The sequence below is a fragment of the Ruegeria sp. AL7 genome (genome assembly GCF_056536105.1).
In genome coordinates this window covers 1,442,817-1,459,420 of sequence record NZ_JBQFJF010000001.1, presented here as the reverse complement: position 1 = coordinate 1,459,420, position 16,604 = coordinate 1,442,817, and the positions used below count along the sequence as shown (strand labels likewise).

Genomic DNA, 16,604 nt, shown 5'->3' with positions numbered 1-16,604 from the left:
ATTGTTAAAATGACAACTAGTGAAGACCACATGCCAGACGTATCCGAAGAACACATTGAACGCCTTAAAGAAAATATGGATAAGGTCGAGAAGTTATCGAAGCGCCTGATTGAGGTCATGGCTGTAAAACGGCCCCACACGCCCGCGCTGGACGGCCCGAATCAAGAGCTTTTCGCACGAGCAGCAAGTGCCTATTGGGCAGAGGCTTGGCAAAATCCCGCCAAGTTGCTGGAACAGCAGATAGAATTTTGGGGCAAGTCAGTGTTGAACTTTGCCGAGGCGCAGAAAGCACTGACTGCGTCTGACGCGGAAAGCGAAGCACCCAAGCCAGAAGACAAGCGATTTTCGAACCCCCTTTGGGAGACCAATCCCTATTTCCGTCTGATCCGCCAGCAATACCAGACCAATGCGCAAGCGATCGCGCAGGCTGTTGCGTCCGTGGATGATCTGGATGCCAAAGACAAAAGGCGGCTGCAATATTTCTCGCAACAAATCGTCGACATGATGGCGCCGACAAATTTTCTGGCGACCAATCCGGATGCCTTGCAAAAAGCGGTCGAAACCGAGGGCCAGTCACTGATCAAGGGGTTGGAAAACCTTGTGTCAGATCTGGAGGCCAATAATGGAGAATTGGTCGTCAAACTGGCAGATGAAAGTGCCTTTGAGGTCGGCGGTAACCTGGCGACGACGCCGGGGGAGGTGGTTTATCGCAACCGGATGATGGAACTGATCCAGTACAAGCCAGCGACTGAAACGGTCTACGAGACCCCGATTGTTCTGTTTCCGCCCTGGATCAACAAGTTCTATATTCTGGACCTGAAAGCCCAGAACAGCATGATCAAATGGATCACCGAACAGGGGTATACCCTGTTTGTTGTAAGCTGGGTCAATCCGGACGAAAGCTATGCCGAAACAGGCATGGAAGACTACATTCAGGACGGTTTCCTGACTGCAATCGAGACGGCCAAGAAGATTTGCAAGGTCAAACAGGTCAACGCTGTGGGGTATTGCATCGCGGGCACCACCCTGAGCCTGACGCTGTCTCTGCTGAAACAGCGAGGAGACAAGTCGGTCAAATCGGCGACCCTGTTCACCGCATTGACGGATTTTTCCGATCAGGGAGAGTTCACGCCCTTCCTTCAAAACGATTTTATCGACGGAATCGAAGAAGAAGTGAAAAAGGAAGGTGTTCTGCGGTCGTGGATCATGGCGCGCACAATGTCCTTCCTGAGATCACGTGACCTGATTTATGGCCCGGCCATTCGCAGCTATATGATGGGTGAAGTGCCCCCGGCCTTTGATTTGCTGTACTGGAACGGTGACGGAGCCAACCTGCCGGCGAAAATGGCGGTGGAGTACTTGCGTGGACTATGCCAGCGCAACGAATTTGCCACCGATGGCTTTGAGTTGCTGGGGCATAAGCTAAAGCTTGGTGACGTTGATGTGCCCCTTATGGCCATTACATGCGAAACCGATCACATCGCGGCGTGGAAAGATTGCTATCGCGGTGTGCAAAAAATGGGCTCGCGATCAAAAACTTTCGTGGTTTCCGAGTCGGGTCATATTGCGGGTATTGTGAACCCGCCCAGCAAGAAAAAGTACGGGCATTACACCAACCCGGATTTGAAATCAGACGCCGCCACCTGGTTAAAGGAAGCCGATTTTCATGAAGGGTCATGGTGGCCCATGTGGGATGCCTGGCTGAAGAAACGATCAGGCAAGCAGGTACCGGCCCGTGAACCGGGCGATTCGAAGCACCCGAGCCTAGCTGCTGCACCCGGAACGTATGTAGTGGCAAAACCAAACGCCTGATTTCATTCTGAAACTTAATTATTTCTGCAGCGCAGCAAAAAAAACTTGCAATGCTGCGTTGCAGCAATCATATTGTCCTCAAGCTGATGAAACCCGGGGTGGGCCCGGACTGGCTAAAAGGATTAAGACAATGGCTAAGACCCAAGACTTTACCGCGATCATGAAAGACATGATGGGTGCATTCCCTGTGGACACAACCGCAATGGAAGGCGCATTCAAATCGACCGCCTCGCTGAACGAGAAGCTGTCGGGCGTTGCTCTGGAAGCAGCTGAGAAATCGGCAGAGATATCGAGCAAATGGACCAAAGACACGCTGGCTAAACTGACCGAGATGTCGAAAGCCAAGGCAGAGCCTGCCGACTACGCAAAAGCAGCAACCGATTTCGCAAGCGCGTCTGCTGAAGTTGCAGCCGAGAACATGGCCGCTTTCGCAGAAATCGCGAAAAAAGTTCAGACCGAAACCGTCGAACTGCTGATGGCTGCTGGTAAAGAAGCTGCGGAAGAAGCATCCGCCGCTGTTAAAAAAGCAACCAACGACGTGACCACAGCCGCTAAAAAAGCTGCTGCTGCGAAGTAAGAAAAGTCAGCGAAACGCACCCGACCCTCCCTATAGGTGCAATCGCGTTGGGCAGGTCCATTGACCTGCCCTTTCTTTTTGTGCTGCACTCGCATAACCTGTGCTGCAACGCATCATCCTTGGGGAGGGAACCCGGTGTCGGACCAAGAAAAACCGCTGCTGATCAAGCGCTATGCCAGCCGTCGGCTGTATAACACCGAGACCAGCGATTACGTGACGCTCGAAGATATCGCGGGGTTCATCCGCGACGGGCGCGAAGTACAGATTATCGACCTGAAGTCCGGCGACGACCTGACACGGCAGTATCTGCTGCAAATCATTGCTGAACATGAAAGCCGCGGCGAGAATGTGCTGCCTGTCAATGTTCTAAACGACCTGGTGCGCAGTTACATGCTGCCGGGCGGAGGCATGATGCCGCAATTCCTGCAAAGCTCGTTCGATATGCTGCGCGAAAGCCAAAGCAAGATGATGGAAAACATGAATGCCATGAACCCGATGTCTCAGATGCCGGGTTTTGACGCGTTGCAAGCGCAGCAGCAGGCATTTTTGAAGGCTATGACAGGTGGGTTGTCTGGCAGATGGTCCTCGCCAGAGAAGGAAAGCGAAAAGTCAAAGCCGAAAGAGGATCTTGACGATATCAAGAAGCAGTTAGCTGAACTACAACAGAAGCTTTCAAAGCTGAATTGAATTGAGCCCGAGTAAGAGGCCCACCAATTAAGTGGGCCAGTTTTAGTCTCAGGTGCCGTAGACCGGCATTGGGCCGGTCACTTCGCCGACGGCAGCCAGCAGAATATCCGCGATCACGTCCAGCTCTGCGCGTGTCAGGCGTACGGGCAGTCGGACGTCACACGCTTTCATCAGCATGTCACGTGTTTGCGGCAGTTCGAACGTTTCCGGCAGGAATTGCCAGTTCCAGAAGGCGCGTGCATTGTCCTGGCTCAGGCCAAAGACCTGAACTTTGACGCCGCGCGCCTCGGCTGCGGCGGCAAATGCGCGAATCTCGTGTTCCTGCAACCCAACCAGATTGAACTGAATCGAATCCGGCGCGCGCTGCTCAGGAGGCAGTGGCGCGGGCACGTCGATATGGGGTGAGATATTCAAGCGTCCGGCAACATAGTCGTGGTTCGCCAGACCATCGCGGACACGACGGGCCAGTTCCGGAATCTGCGGGCGGATCACAGCGGCGCTTAGGTTGTTCAAACGCAGGTTATAAAGCGGCAGTTTGTTCTGCCAGCGGACGAAGGCCTCTTCCAACTCGGGCGAGTTGTCACCGTGCGGTCCTTTGTGTTTCTTCCAGTTATGTTCGTACGCGCCCGACATGATGACGGCACGGGCCACCAGATCAGCATCGTTTGAGATCAGAATACCGCCTTCGCCCGCATTGATCATCTTGTAGGATTGAAACGAGAAACAGCCGACCTTGCCGATGGTGCCGATATTTTTGCCATGCCAGGTCGTGCCCAGCGAATGCGCGGCGTCTTCGATCACAGGGATGTCACGCGCGTCACACAGCGCCATGATCGCGTCCATATCAGAAGTGTGGCCGCGCATGTGACTGATGATCACCGCTTGAACACTATCCAACTTGGCCTCGAAATCAGCCATGTCGATGCGATAATTCTCGCCTACTTCGCACAGAACCGGAATGCAGTCCGCGTGGATGACTGACGAGGGAACCGCCGCAAAAGTGAAGCCGGGGATCAGGACGCGCGCATCGCGCGGCAGACCCAGTGCCTTGAGCGACAGGAACAGCGCAGCAGAGCAGGATGAAACAGCGAGAGCGTATTTTGTGCCCAGCAGTTCGGCAAACTCGGCCTCCAGCAAAGACACCGGGGCATCTTGCGGGGCGGTATAACGAAACAAGTCGCCCGACTGCATCAGGGCGTCGATGGCTTCTTTTGCTGCTTCTGGGATGGGTTCGGCGTCATGAACGTTTGGTGGAAGCGTCATATTTGGATTTCCCGAATTCTATCTTTGGTAAAGATAAAGCTATTCAGGTGGCAATCCAAGCCCTCAATCGCCGCGCCAGCGGAAATTCACCAATTTGTCACAAGTAACGTGGATCAGATCCCAAGCCGGTCCCGCAAGGCGAACCATGTCATTGCCAGCACCAGCAGCGGGTTGCGCAGGGCGGACCCGCCGGGGAAGGGCAGAGTTGGCACGCGGGCCATTGTATCGAACCCTTCTGCCTGTCCCTGAATGGCCAGCGCCATCAGTTGCCCGGCATGGGTCGCGGTGCCTACACCATGACCGGAATAGCCGGAAGCAGACAGAATGTTGGGTGCGATACGCACCAGATAAGGCATCCGCCGCATGGTAATGGCCAGCGTCCCACCCCATGCATAGTCGATTTTGGCGTCGCGCAGATGTGGGAAAATCTCGGTCATCGGCTTGCGGACCTTCGCAGCGACATCCGCAGGAAAACGATAGCCATAGCTTTCGCCGCCACCGAACAAAAGCCGGCCATCGGCGCTGAGGCGGAAATAGTTCACCACGAACTTGGTATCCGCGACCGCGACATCCTGAGTCAGGACCCGCGCAGCCTCGCTGCCAAGGGGTTCGGTCGCTGCAATGAAGTTGTTGATGGGCATGACACGGGCCGCGACGGTCCGGTTGAGATTGCCAAGATAGCCATTGCAGGCCAGCATAACATGGTCGGCCCTAACGTTCCCCCTGGCGGTCCGGATCAGGGCAGGCCGGGTTTCGTCAATACCGATGACTTCGGTACCCTCAAAGATGCGAACACCCGCTTTGGCCGCAGCCTGTGCCAACCCCAGCGCAAAGTTCAATGGGTGCAGATGAGCGGCCCCCATGTCCAGATACCCACCCTTATAAGCGGGCGAGGGGCACAGTTTGTGGCCTTCGTCTTCATCCAGCAGCTTGATCTGGTCATAGTGATACCGGTCGGACAGATGGCCTGCATGGTCATGCAGCTCTTTTCGTTCCGAAGCTGACAGACCCAGAACCGCGACACCGGGTTGCAAGTCGCACGCGATCTGATGCTTGGCGATCAGTGATTTGACCAGATCCTTGGCGTCTTCGGCCAGGTCCCACAGCTTTGCGGCATCCGGGTCGCCAACAAGACGCTCAAGGTCTTCCTGATCCATCCGCTGCGCGCTGCCCAGTTGACCACCATTGCGCCCCGAGGCACCAAATCCGACACGGTGGGCTTCAAGCAGAACGACATCGAACCCCGCCTCGGCCAGATGCAATGCTGCGGACAGGCCTGTGTAGCCGCCGCCCACAACGCAGACATCCGCCACAATATCTTCGGCCAAAACAGGAAAGCGTGCCGTTGGGTTTGCCGTCGCGGCATACCAGCTGGCAGGGTATTCGCCCTTGCGGTCATTGGAATAGAGCAGGTTCACGAAAAGTCTCAGACGTTGATCAGCAGATGTTCCCGTTCCCACGGAGAGATGACCTGCAGAAATTCTTCATACTCGGCCCGTTTCACGATGCCATAGACACGGGCAAACTCGGGGCCAAGGATTTCGTGCAGGGCGGTGGCTTCGTCAAACAGATCCAGTGCATCGCCCATGACCTGAGGGATATCCCCTTCGCCTTCATAGGCGTCACCATAGAATTGACGACGCGGACGCTCCTGTTCGACCAGACCCAGATAGCCGCACGCCAGCGACAGGGCGATGCCCAGATACGGATTGCAATCCATACCGGCGATGCGGTTTTCGACACGGCGCGATTCAGGTCCGGACAGAGGAACGCGAATGCCGGTAGTGCGGTTGTCGCGAGCCCATTCCAGATTAATCGGCGCCGCGTGGTCTTTCACGTAACGACGATACGAGTTCACATAAGGTGCCATCACGGCCAGACCGGCGGGCAGATGGTTCTGCAGCCCGGCAATGAAGTGATAGAACGCGTCCGTTTCGCCGCCCTGCGGGCCCGAAAAGATGTTCTGGCCGGTCTCCATGTCGATAATCGAATGATGGATATGCATGGCCGAGCCCGGCTCTTCCTCGATCGGTTTGGCCATGAAGGTTGCAAAACAATTATGCCGCAATGCCGCTTCGCGGATCAGGCGTTTGAAGTAGAAAACCTCATCAGCAAGTTTGACCGGGTTGCCGTGGCGCAGGTTGATCTCCAACTGGCCCGCACCGCCTTCCTGGGTGATGCCATCGATTTCGAACCCCTGATGCTCGGCGAAGTCATAGATATCGTCGATGACCGGGCCGAACTCGTCCACCGCAGTCATCGAATACGCCTGCCGCGCCGCAGCGGGGCGGCCAGAACGCCCCATCATCGGCTTGATTTCCTGTGCGGGATCGACGTTGGGGGCGACCAGAAAGAACTCCATCTCTGGCGCAACAACCGGTTTCCAGCCTCGGTTGTGATACAGCTGGACCACGCGTTTCAACACGTTACGGGGGCTATAAGGGATCGGATCACCATCCCGGTCATAGGCGTCGTGGATCACCTGCAGCGTCCAGTCCCCGGTCCAGGGCGCGGCTGAAGCCGTCGAATAGTCGGGCTTCAGGATCATGTCCTTTTCGATGAACCCGTCGTCACCCGCGGCTTCCCCCCAGTCCCCCGTGATGGTCTGGAAGAAGATGCTGTCGGGCAAGTGAAAGTAGGATTGCTTGGCGAATTTCGTCGCAGGCACGGCCTTGCCGCGTGCAATTCCGGGAAGGTCCGAGATGATACATTCAACCTCGTCCAGCCGCTGTCCGTGGAAATAGGCTTTGGCGGCTTCCGGCAGTTTATCAGTCCAATCAGCCATCAGGCTCTCTCTTTCTTTAAAAACTCGGCCATATGGCGCGCGATTGTGGCGTTGTCATCCGGAGCGGTTTCGCGATTTGCGGCTTCGCGCATCAGGTCTTCGGGGACGACGCCTTTTCCCCGTGTGCGCATCAGGCCCGCGACAAACCCATTGGTGAACTCAGGGTGGGCCTGAACTGTCCAGATCGTGTCTCCATAAGCCAGCATAGCGTTTTCGCAAAATGCGTTCTGACCCAGAACGCGCGCCCCTTCGGGTAGCTCGACAACCTGATCCTGATGCCAGGCATTCAGCCAGACAGTGTTGCCGTCAAATTCGTATTCAGTGCGTCCGACTGCCCATCCGCCCTTGAATTTCTCGACCTTGCCGCCCAGTGCCTGCGCGATGATCTGATGCCCAAAGCATACACCGATCAGTGGCTTTCCGCTTTGCTGTATCTCTCTGACCAAGTCTTCCAGTGGGGCGATCCATGGCAAGTCTTCGTACGCGCCGTGGCGCGAACCGGTAATGACCCAGCCATCTGCGTCATCCGCGCTGCTTGGGAATATGCCGTCGACTACGGCGAAGGTCTGGAACTCGAATCCGTTGCCACCGAGAAGTGCAGGAAACAGCTCATCATAGTCGCCGAATTCGCCATGCAACGCATCTGGTGTGTGGCCGGTTTGTAATATGCCGATTTTCATGTGTCACCAAATTTGATCAAATTCACTCTAGCTGAGTCCGAATGAGGCGGCAAGGGGGGTCAAACCGCCTCGAGATAGCTCAGCCAGTGATCTTCAGGAGTGATACGCTCAAATCGTTCAACTTCCTGTCGCTTAGTCATGGTCAGGTACTGGATCAGGTCAGCCGAGAAAAGTCGGGCGACCAGGGGGTCGGTTTCAAACCTGTCAATTGCAGTTGCCCAGTCCGGCATCAGTTGGGGCAGGTCTTCAATATCGTAAGCATTGCCTGTGATCGGGGCAGGGGGGTGCAGGCCGTCTTCGATCCCGACAAGGGCTGCGCCCAATACCGCCGTCAGCATCAGGTAAGGGTTGATGTCACCACCCGCGACGCGGTGTTCGATGCGCCGCGCTGCCGGTGCTCCACCCGGGATGCGAATTGCGGCTGTTCTGTTCTCATAGGCCCAGCAGGCCCCGGTCGGCGCATGCGCACCCGGTACAAGCCGGGTGTATGAATTGCCATGCGGAGCAAAAATCAACGTGCTGCCTGGCATGGCCGCCACACAACCCGCGACAGCGGAATGCAGAATGCTGGTCCCATCAGGCCCGCCATTGTCGAACACATTGCGACCGCGTTGGTCCAGCACTGAGAAGTGCACATGCATCCCATTGCCCGCATCATCGGCATAGGGTTTTGACATGAATGTTGCGGCAAACCCGTGTTTGCGCGCAAGGCCGCGTGTCAACGCCTTGAAAAGCCACGTATCGTCGGCGCAGCGCATGGCATCCTGATGATTCAGGTTGATTTCGAACTGGCCAACGCCACTTTCCGAGATGGCGGTTTGTGCGGGGATGTCCATGGCGGCGCAGCCATCGTAGAGGTCTGTAAAGAAATCCTCGAACGCATCCATTTCAGCGACCGACAGAACGGATTCGTGCAGCAGGCGGCGCCCGGTGATCGGGTTCAACGGAGGTTGCGGTTGCGCGCCCGAGGCATCGATGAGTGTGAATTCCAGTTCGGTCGCCGCGACGACCGACCAACCGCGTTTGGCATATCGGTCAAGAATGGCAGACAGAGCGTGACGCGGATCACCCGCAAACGGAGTGCCTGCATCGTCAAACAAGCTCATCGGAACCAGCGCCGTTTCTTTCGGAAGCCAGGGGACAGGCACCGGGCCCCGGTCGGTTGGTCGCAGCACGCCATCAGCATCGCCCGTTTCAAACACCAGCGGGCTGCCGTGGATGTCCGCGCCCCAGAGATCGACATTGAGCGCCGAGAACGGCATTCGCACTGCACCTTTCTCCAGCTTGCTCGCATATTCAGGGGGCACGCGCTTGCCCCGCATCTGACCGTTCAGGTCACAGGCAGTCACACGAAAACTGTGCAGGGCGCTCAGGTCCATTTGGGGCTCCGTCAATTCTGTTTCCCCGTGATGTACTTCAATGGATCGGATTTGTCACCAAATTTGATCAAATTTTGATTTTTGGGTCAGATGCGGCTGCTCGACATAGATTTTTGGTTGAGTGCAAAAGTGGTCCTGCCGACAAAGCTCGCGTCTCGCATTTCCAGCAGTGAAAACATCATGGGAGTATCTGTTAATCCATTGAACATATTCCACAATGGCGTTGTCTGCGGCAAGTCAGAGAGTGGTTAGATTTTCCCAGTGTTGAAAGCGCGGCGATCGGATTTGATGCGACGCCTGAATCCGCAAAGCAGCTTCTTTTGACCACTCCTCGAAAATTGGCTTATTTCGACGATTTTTCTATGATAGCTGCGGGTTTCGTACTCTTGAGGATAGTTGAGTTGACTGCACGTGGAAGAGATAACATTCAACACCATGCCACGCTGAGCATTGCGCCGATGATGGATGGAACAGGCAGTTCGAAATTTTCTTATTTATGTAAATACTTTGCGGGCCCAAAATAGCCATGTTGTAAAAAATGTTGTAGCTATCGGGCTCTTGTTCAGGAACGCTCCACTCCCCTATCAATACAAGCGCTCTCGTTATCATGTGCGTTGCCCGCTTGATCGCTGTCCACGGCGAGAGGCGTAGTCGGATCGCGCGTGTTCCAAGCATCTTCGGCCATGCAGAGCTTTTTCACGGGGTCATCACATATGAAAAAGGCGGAAGCGGTGCGCGCATCATGTCAGCTTCCATCTGGACCAACAGTGTCTACCTGCATGCGCGGATGGAGGTGCGGGCCGAGTGCATGCTGGTCATTCTGGGCGCCGCGCCCAAGGGCAAGAATGAGCTGGTCAGCTTGCACGTCGACGTGCGCGAGAGCGCCCAGAGCTGGCGCAAACAACTGATCAACATCAAGGTCCGCTGCCTCACGGTTCCGCCGGAGGTCGACGTGGGGAATGGGGCGATGGGGTTCTGAAAGGCGGTCAAGAGGGTTTTCCCGGCACGCGCCACCTACGCTGTTGCGTCAAGATCGCCAATGTCCTGAACACGTTCCCGAACTCGATTTAGCCTGCGGCGAAGGCCGACTTGCGCGAGATATGGGAGGCCGGAAGTCGCGCCGTGGCAGAAGCCACCATGGACATCTTCGCCGAGAAATACTGCGCCAAATACAAGAAGGCCGTGACCGGCCTGACGAATGACCGGGAGGCCTTGCTCGCGTTCCACGACTACCCGGCCGAAAGTTGGGATCAACTGCGAACAGGCAACCCGATCGAGAGCGTGTTCGCCACCGTCCGGCATCGGACCTTCCGCACCAAGTGCGCGCTGACGCAGAAGACCGCGAAGCTGATCGTCTTCAAGCTCCTACAGGCCGCCGCGAAGACCTGGCGCCGCCTGGCGGGCGCGGAAAAGTTGCCTCGGGTCATCGAAGGTGACCCATTCACCGATGGCGTCGCCGCAAACGACACCGAGAACCGCGCCGCCTGATCAGGCCGCGTCACCCAAAATCCAGCATAGCTCCACTCCTTCCACATTTAAATGTTGACGGAAGCAACCCCGATCCGGTCTACTTACTCTTGTCATGTACAGCGGAGTGGCGTCGATAGCGACACAGCGTGCAAAAAAGTCCCGCACCTGTTCTGATCTGAAGAGCAATAACATGGCCGGATCATCCTGCAAAAGAACAACAACATATGAGTACTCTTCGACATTTTTTTTCCTTGCGAGCGTCCGGAGATTTCCGCGTAGGTGACATTTTACTTCTCATCCTTTTCGCCATTATCGGCTTGCAAGGATACGCAAGATTTCCAGCATATCGTCTTGTATTGGAAGATATTAGTGCGGTGCCGTTTACTTGGACTATAGCCATCGCAACGTTCAATTACCTGCTAGTCCACAAGAATGTCCGCCATCAGCACCCATGGAACAGACTAGGTTGATTGCGTAGCGGAGGATTTCAGGCTCATCGTAACCATCAGAGAGTGGAGATGAGAATGAAATCCGGGAAACAGAAAGCGTCAGCAGAGAGAGTTGTCAAAGACATCCGCAGGAAGACACGGCGCCAGCATTCGGCAGAGGAGAAGATCCGTATTGTGTTGGATGGGCTTCGTGGTGAAGACAGCATAGCGGAGCTGTGTCGCCGTGAAGGAATAGCTACGAGCCTGTATTACAGCTGGTCGAAAGAGTTCCTTGAGGCCGGTAAGAAGCGGTTGGCTGGCGATACCGCACGCCAGGCTACCAGCTCTGAGGTGAAGGATTTGAGAGCGGAATCGTCGGCGCTGAAAGAGGTAGTCGCCGACCTGACCCTTGAGAACCGGCTGCTCAAAAGCATGTTCGAGGATGGGGAGACGACGAATGAGATATCCCGCATCCGAAAAGCTTGAGATCATCCGGCTGGTTGACGGTTCGCACCTGCCGATCAAACGCACACTGGAAAAGCTCGGCATTCCCAGAACGACCTTCTACCGCTGGTACGACAGGTATCTGTCTTTCGGCGAGGCCGGGCTTGAGGATCGCCATTCCCGGCGGTAGGGTTTGGAACCGCATCCCCGACAAGGTGCGCAAGCAGATCGTGGAACTGGCTCTGGAAGAACCCGAGTTATCGCCCCGCGAGCTTGCGGTGCGGTTCACCGACACCAGGCGCTACTTCGTTTCTGAGGCCAGTGTTTACAGGCTTCTGAAGGCACAAGATCTGATCACTAGCCCAGCCTGCATCACCATCAAAGCGGCGGATGAATTCCATGAGAAGACTGTGCGGCCGAACCAGCTTTGGCAGACCGACTTCACCTATCTCAAAGTCATCGGTTGGGGCTGGTTCTACCTGTCTACGATCCTGGATGATTACAGCCGTTACGTTGTCTCTGGCGCCTTTGCACCACGATGAAAGCTGACGATGTCACAGGAACGCTGGAAGACGCTTTGGCTGCATCAGGTTGTGACAGTGTCACCGTTGCCCACAAGCCCCGGCTGCTCAGCGACAACGGCAGCAGTTACATCTCTGGCGAGTTGGCGAAATGGCTGGATGAGCAGGGTATGGATCATGTTCGGGAGCGCCCAACCATCCGCAGACCCAGGGCAAGATTGAGCGATGGCATCAGACGATGAAGAACCGTGTCCTGCTGGAAAACTACTATCTGCCAGGAGCGCTCGAACAGGCCAACGGCGACTTCATCAATCACTACAACCACAACCGATACCACGAGAGCATCAGCAATCTGACACCCGCCGATGTCTATTTCGGTCGAGCCGAAACAATCCTCAGACGCAGAAAGGAAATCAAACACCAGACAATCCAGAAACGCCGCTTGCTGCATCATCAGAACGCGGCGTAGATTGAAACTGCGGCGAGCCTGATCCTCCTAAGCCAATCAAACGCTCGTGTTCCAAATCATTCGATGACGGACACAACTCCCGCATCCACGGCAATGTGCTGATCGTCGACCGGCTCTTCGGTGCGGCAGAGCTGCGCCTTGGGCGAGGTCCCCGGCAGGAGGTGGTCCGCATCCTGCGGATCGAGCCCCAGACCGAAGCGACCGTGGTGCGGCACGATGCGGAGCGCGGGACATGAGCGCAACGCCGACTGATACCGCCGCCGCCATGCGCCTGCGCGCCGATCCGCCCCGGGTGACGCGGATTTCCCGAAAGGTGATCGTTGGGCTTGGCGTCGTTGCGGGCCTCGGCATCGGTGCCGCGCTGATCTACGGCCTGCAACGCCCAGACCAAACGGCTGCGCCGGCGGAACCGATCACGACGGATCGCCGCCAACCCGCCGATGGTCTCCGCGATCTGCCGGGCAGCTATGACGCCATTCCCCGGCTCGGGCCGCCCCTGCCGGGCGACCTCGGTGGCGGTATTCTCGACGCGCAGCAACGGGGCCAGCCCGTCGCCGCCCCAAGCCTCGCGCCGCCTACTATGGACGCGGCCGAGCAGCAGCGGCTGGCGGAACTGGAGGCCGCCCGGGTTAGTGACCTGTTCTTCCAGACACGGCCCGGAGCGCCCGTATCCACCGGGTTACAGATGCCAGCAGCTGCCCCGGGGAGCGGTTTGGTCACTACCCCCGAAACCGATCCTCGTCAGGCCTTTCTGACCGGGCCGATCGACCGGCGCACGGTCGCCCCCGACCGCTTGCAGCCACCGGCCTCGCCCTGGCTCCTGCAGGCCGGCTCCGTTATCCCGGCCGCGCTGATCACCGGCATTCGCTCCGACCTGCCAGGCCAGATCACCGCGCAGGTCACCCAGAATGTCTATGACAGCTCCACGGGCAGCCTGCTCCTTATCCCGCAAGGCACGCGTCTGATCGGCGCTTATGACGACAGCGTCACCGTCGGCCAGCGTCGCGTGCTCCTCGTCTGGACCCGGCTGATCTTCCCCGATGGGCGATCTCTCGTGCTAGAACGCCAGCCTGGCGCGGATGCCGCGGGCTATGCCGGTCTCGAGGACCGCGTCGACAATCATTGGGTCAGCTTCCTGCGCGCGGCGGGGCTTTCGACCTTGCTCGCCGTCGGCGCGGAACTCTCCCTCGACGAGGAAGACCGCCTCGCCCGTGCCCTCCGCGACGGCGCCTTCGACACGATCAACGAGGCCGGGCAGCGCATCGTTCAACGCCAGCTGGAGGTCCCGCCGACGTTGATGATCCGTCCGGGCTTCCCCGTCCGCGTGATCGTCACGCGCGATCTCGTCTTCGCGCCGTATGGAGGCTGACATGACCAAGTTGAAACTTGGACCGATCCCGGACGACAAACCGGTGAAGTTGACCGTGCAACTGCCCGCAGAGCTGCATCGCGACTTGATCGCCTATGGTGAATTACTGGGCCGAGAGGCCGGACGGGGGCCGATCGAACCGAAGAAGCTGATTGTTCCCATGCTGGAGCGGTTCATCGCGACGGATCGCGGGTTTGCGAAGGCGCGGCGATCGCCAAGTCGCTAAATGGTCCAGAGATGGCGAAGCATAGATCTTTGTTGGTGGCTCCACGCTCCTAACCGAAACGAGCTGGGGCGCCCGAAGGACGAAAACATCGGTCTGGTGGTGGATGTTGAATCTTCAAATAGGGGTCAAAGGCTTTGCGAAATTCATATGTAGCGCACTTTTGTATTTCGATCAGATGACATGATAGAGCTTCGCGACGTTCTCTATGTTAGCTGATATTTTAGGCAAATTCGCTTCAGTCGAAATTAGAAATTGCGAGCAGAACCGTTGCGAGATCCCAAGGTGCGTATTTGCATAGTTATGCACGTAGCGCCTGCGGGAGAACATTGGCCGAAATACGTATACTTCCGCGGATGGCGAGTTCATGGTATGCATACTCCAGACAATGGAAATTGACTGGCATCTGCAGCCATAAGTGTTAATGCAATGAAGTTGTTAGAACTTTCGAACTGTTGCGGTACGGGCCATATGCCGCCGAGCAGCGTTCCGGGGGATCGCCTCAATCTACCTTGCTGCGACGGTCAAACGCTGTTGGGGAATGCCGCCGATCGCGGGGATGTTGCACGGATAAGAGAACTCATCGCCCGGGGAGCTGATCCTAACGGCATTGATCTTCATGGCCAGCCACCTTTGATTGTCGCAACCTTGAACGCAAAAGGCGCGAGCGTGCGTGAGTTGCTTGAGCATGGGGCCAGCCCCGATGCGCCGGATAACAACGGTAGAACGGCTCTTATGTATGCACTGTACTTTGGACATCTCGACGTTGCCGAAACGCTAAAATCGAGCGGAGCTAGTCAGTCGGCCCACGACTTGGATGGTCGAACGGCTGCGGACTATGCCGGCCATAAAGCTGCCGGCAAGGACATGAAGTCCACAATCGAGTTCGTCAAAGGCCTAGGCGTCGATCCCAAGACGGTCAAAGCTAAACTTTCGCCGATGAGATCGGATCCTGATTTTGTAACCTTGGAGTATGTTAAGCGATTGAGCTTTCTGCAATTACTACGCTTGGCTATTTTCATGTGGATCGGTTTGGCGGGACTTGCGCAGATAGGCGGGTTGTTGCGGTACGGAGAATTTCATTACGTCTTGGTTTCTATCCTAGAAACTTTTCCGCAGTGGACTTTGTATCCAGTTTTCTATTCGGCGCCGTTTCCGTTTGGATACAGCGGTTTCGGCTGGGCAGAAAGATTTCCGCTTTTTGTTGCGATTTTCGGATGGACAATACCGTTTGCCTTGCTGGTTTGGCCAATTCTCCGGCGGCGTAGAATTGCGCGTAGCACAAGAGTCGGTCAAGTTGGCGTGGCCGATCTCGAGCGTGCTTATTCCTCGATCGCGACGTCGGACAGCGCGGCACGCGGCGTTGCGAATATCCTGAAGCACGGGGGGCGAGAAGCATTCGCCAAGCTAAAGGAACAGCCACTTCCAAGATCGGACAAAAGGATGGTCTGGTTTCTATTGGTGGTTGCGCTTCTTGTGCCTTATCTGTTTGGGCTAGTGCAGAAATTGCTACCTTATCTGGACCTGCGCCTTCGCTTCTTTTGGCTCTATGAGTTGTACGTTTGGGTGCCGCTTAGCATCGTCATACTTCTTGCTCTGCTATTCGGCTTGAAAGTGATTGCGTCTTCTGTCTTCTCTCGAACTTTGATCGCAAAGCAGAACAGTCGAAACATTCTTATGTCCGAACGCCTCGATGGATTGTCGGAAGGGAAAACTGAAGCCGGGGACTACATTCTATACTTACGGGCCTTCTCGCAGGATGGGGCGGTGCAGGTCGGTAACTTCGACCTGGAGGCGGTACTAGCATATTCGTTTTCTGAGGTGACCGATGTTGTCGCTTTAGGAGATGAGACAGGGCGCCTAGGGCCGGTTGAGTTGCGGACCGATGACGATGAATGGGAAGAGCGCGTTCTTGAATTGGCGAAGAGAGCGCGTTTCATCGTTATCGTTCCTGCGGCGACGGAAAGCGTAGCCCGGGAAGTTGAAATATTGAAAGCAAATGGGCTGCTGGCGAAATGCGTTTTTGTAGCCCCACCTGAGAATAAGACAACGGGTGCCAATCTTCAGTCTAGCAATTGGGCCGCCATGATGAGCTTCGGGATCTTTGCGACGCTGGAAGTTCCTTCTTACGTGCCTTCGGGCTTCCTTTTTCGCCTGTCCGATGACGGGAGACTGGAAAGCTGGGACGCACTTGGGTTGCAGCTTGAACCGCCACCGATCGTCGCGGGGGTCGAATTCAATGATGGATCGGACTCCGACTTCTCTTCGGATTTCGATCCAAGTATCTCTGACGGAGGTTGGGAGAACGGCTCATTGTCCGACATGACAGCGGCTGTCATGGCGCAAGAACAAGCTGCGATGGATCAGAGCCATGCGCACAATATGCACATGCAAAACAATGATTGGGATGATCACCATCATTTGTAAATTGCAGGACTGTGGAAATGGAAGGCATGAATGCTAAATCGGGACCGCATTTCTTGATCCGCCAATTGGC

11 protein-coding genes and 3 pseudogenes are annotated in these 16,604 nt (G+C 56.3%); 9 read left to right on the top strand and 5 right to left on the bottom strand.

What is annotated here, in order from left to right:
- The first annotated feature begins 9 nt into the window (after positions 1–9).
- The 3 genes from ACR3E2_RS07225 to phaR all read left to right on the top strand — a co-directional run bounded on the left by ACR3E2_RS07225 (position 10) and on the right by phaR (position 3,076).
- Complete coding sequence (locus ACR3E2_RS07225) at positions 10–1,812, top strand: PHA/PHB synthase family protein (RefSeq protein WP_480484192.1); 1,803 nt, start codon at positions 10–12, stop codon at positions 1,810–1,812.
- Positions 1,813–1,942: 130 nt separating this feature from the next.
- The gene (locus ACR3E2_RS07220; RefSeq protein ID WP_209503426.1) at positions 1,943–2,389 is read left to right on the top strand and encodes a phasin family protein; all 447 of its coding nucleotides are present in this window, start codon (positions 1,943–1,945) and stop codon (positions 2,387–2,389) included.
- A 135-nt stretch (positions 2,390–2,524) separates the two neighbouring features.
- A complete protein-coding gene (gene phaR, locus ACR3E2_RS07215; protein ID WP_480484191.1) occupies positions 2,525–3,076 on the top strand; it encodes a polyhydroxyalkanoate synthesis repressor PhaR in 552 nt (183 codons plus the stop codon).
- 48 nt (positions 3,077–3,124) lie between these two features.
- Here phaR and ACR3E2_RS07210 read toward each other — a convergent pair whose 3' ends face one another.
- From ACR3E2_RS07210 to ACR3E2_RS07190, 5 genes are all read right to left on the bottom strand, one after another.
- Positions 3,125–4,339, bottom strand: coding sequence for a DegT/DnrJ/EryC1/StrS family aminotransferase (locus ACR3E2_RS07210; RefSeq protein ID WP_480484190.1), 1,215 nt, complete (start codon positions 4,337–4,339; stop codon positions 3,125–3,127).
- A gap of 113 nt (positions 4,340–4,452) precedes the next feature.
- On the bottom strand, positions 4,453–5,757 hold the full coding sequence (locus ACR3E2_RS07205; protein WP_480484189.1) for an NAD(P)/FAD-dependent oxidoreductase: 1,305 nt from the start codon (positions 5,755–5,757) through the stop codon (positions 4,453–4,455).
- A gap of 8 nt (positions 5,758–5,765) precedes the next feature.
- Positions 5,766–7,124: a glutamine synthetase family protein gene (locus tag ACR3E2_RS07200; protein WP_209596891.1), complete on the bottom strand. Its 1,359-nt coding sequence runs from the start codon at positions 7,122–7,124 to the stop codon at positions 5,766–5,768.
- On the bottom strand, positions 7,124–7,804 hold the full coding sequence (locus ACR3E2_RS07195; RefSeq protein ID WP_480484188.1) for a type 1 glutamine amidotransferase: 681 nt from the start codon (positions 7,802–7,804) through the stop codon (positions 7,124–7,126). Before ACR3E2_RS07195 ends, ACR3E2_RS07200 begins: the two co-directional genes overlap by 1 nt.
- Before the next feature lie 59 nt (positions 7,805–7,863).
- Positions 7,864–9,183, bottom strand: coding sequence for a glutamine synthetase family protein (locus ACR3E2_RS07190; RefSeq protein ID WP_480484187.1), 1,320 nt, complete (start codon positions 9,181–9,183; stop codon positions 7,864–7,866).
- Between the two features lie 754 nt (positions 9,184–9,937).
- Here ACR3E2_RS07190 and ACR3E2_RS07185 point away from each other — a divergent pair.
- The 6 genes and pseudogenes from ACR3E2_RS07185 to ACR3E2_RS07160 form a co-directional block, all read left to right on the top strand.
- A pseudogene (locus tag ACR3E2_RS07185) lies at positions 9,938–10,671 on the top strand (transposase); the annotation flags it as partial.
- 500 nt (positions 10,672–11,171) lie between these two features.
- Positions 11,172–12,515 (top strand): annotated as a pseudogene (locus ACR3E2_RS07180) (IS3 family transposase).
- A gap of 74 nt (positions 12,516–12,589) precedes the next feature.
- Positions 12,590–12,751, top strand: a pseudogene (locus tag ACR3E2_RS07175) (P-type conjugative transfer protein TrbG); the annotation flags it as partial.
- Positions 12,748–13,884, top strand: coding sequence for a TraB/TrbI/VirB10 family type IV secretion system protein (locus tag ACR3E2_RS07170; protein ID WP_480480261.1), 1,137 nt, complete (start codon positions 12,748–12,750; stop codon positions 13,882–13,884). The pseudogene ACR3E2_RS07175 and the gene ACR3E2_RS07170, both read left to right, overlap by 4 nt.
- A gap of 1 nt (position 13,885) precedes the next feature.
- The gene (locus tag ACR3E2_RS07165) at positions 13,886–14,110 is read left to right on the top strand and encodes a DUF2274 domain-containing protein (RefSeq protein WP_480480263.1); all 225 of its coding nucleotides are present in this window, start codon (positions 13,886–13,888) and stop codon (positions 14,108–14,110) included.
- 426 nt (positions 14,111–14,536) lie between these two features.
- Positions 14,537–16,534, top strand: coding sequence for an ankyrin repeat domain-containing protein (locus tag ACR3E2_RS07160; protein ID WP_480480265.1), 1,998 nt, complete (start codon positions 14,537–14,539; stop codon positions 16,532–16,534).
- Positions 16,535–16,604: the final 70 nt, after the last annotated feature.

What these genes read in the sequence shown, in the direction of transcription:
- ACR3E2_RS07225 (WP_480484192.1), top strand. Translation starts at nt 10, where the DNA reads ATGACAACTAGTGAAGACCACATGCCAGACGTATCCGAAGAACACATT.
- ACR3E2_RS07220 (WP_209503426.1), top strand. Translation starts at nt 1,943, where the DNA reads ATGGCTAAGACCCAAGACTTTACCGCGATCATGAAAGACATGATGGGT.
- ACR3E2_RS07210 (WP_480484190.1), bottom strand. Translation starts at nt 4,339, where the DNA reads ATGACGCTTCCACCAAACGTTCATGACGCCGAACCCATCCCAGAAGCA.
- ACR3E2_RS07200 (WP_209596891.1), bottom strand. Translation starts at nt 7,124, where the DNA reads ATGGCTGATTGGACTGATAAACTGCCGGAAGCCGCCAAAGCCTATTTC.
- ACR3E2_RS07195 (WP_480484188.1), bottom strand. Translation starts at nt 7,804, where the DNA reads ATGAAAATCGGCATATTACAAACCGGCCACACACCAGATGCGTTGCAT.
- ACR3E2_RS07190 (WP_480484187.1), bottom strand. Translation starts at nt 9,183, where the DNA reads ATGGACCTGAGCGCCCTGCACAGTTTTCGTGTGACTGCCTGTGACCTG.
- ACR3E2_RS07170 (WP_480480261.1), top strand. Translation starts at nt 12,748, where the DNA reads ATGAGCGCAACGCCGACTGATACCGCCGCCGCCATGCGCCTGCGCGCC.
- ACR3E2_RS07165 (WP_480480263.1), top strand. Translation starts at nt 13,886, where the DNA reads ATGACCAAGTTGAAACTTGGACCGATCCCGGACGACAAACCGGTGAAG.
- ACR3E2_RS07160 (WP_480480265.1), top strand. Translation starts at nt 14,537, where the DNA reads ATGAAGTTGTTAGAACTTTCGAACTGTTGCGGTACGGGCCATATGCCG.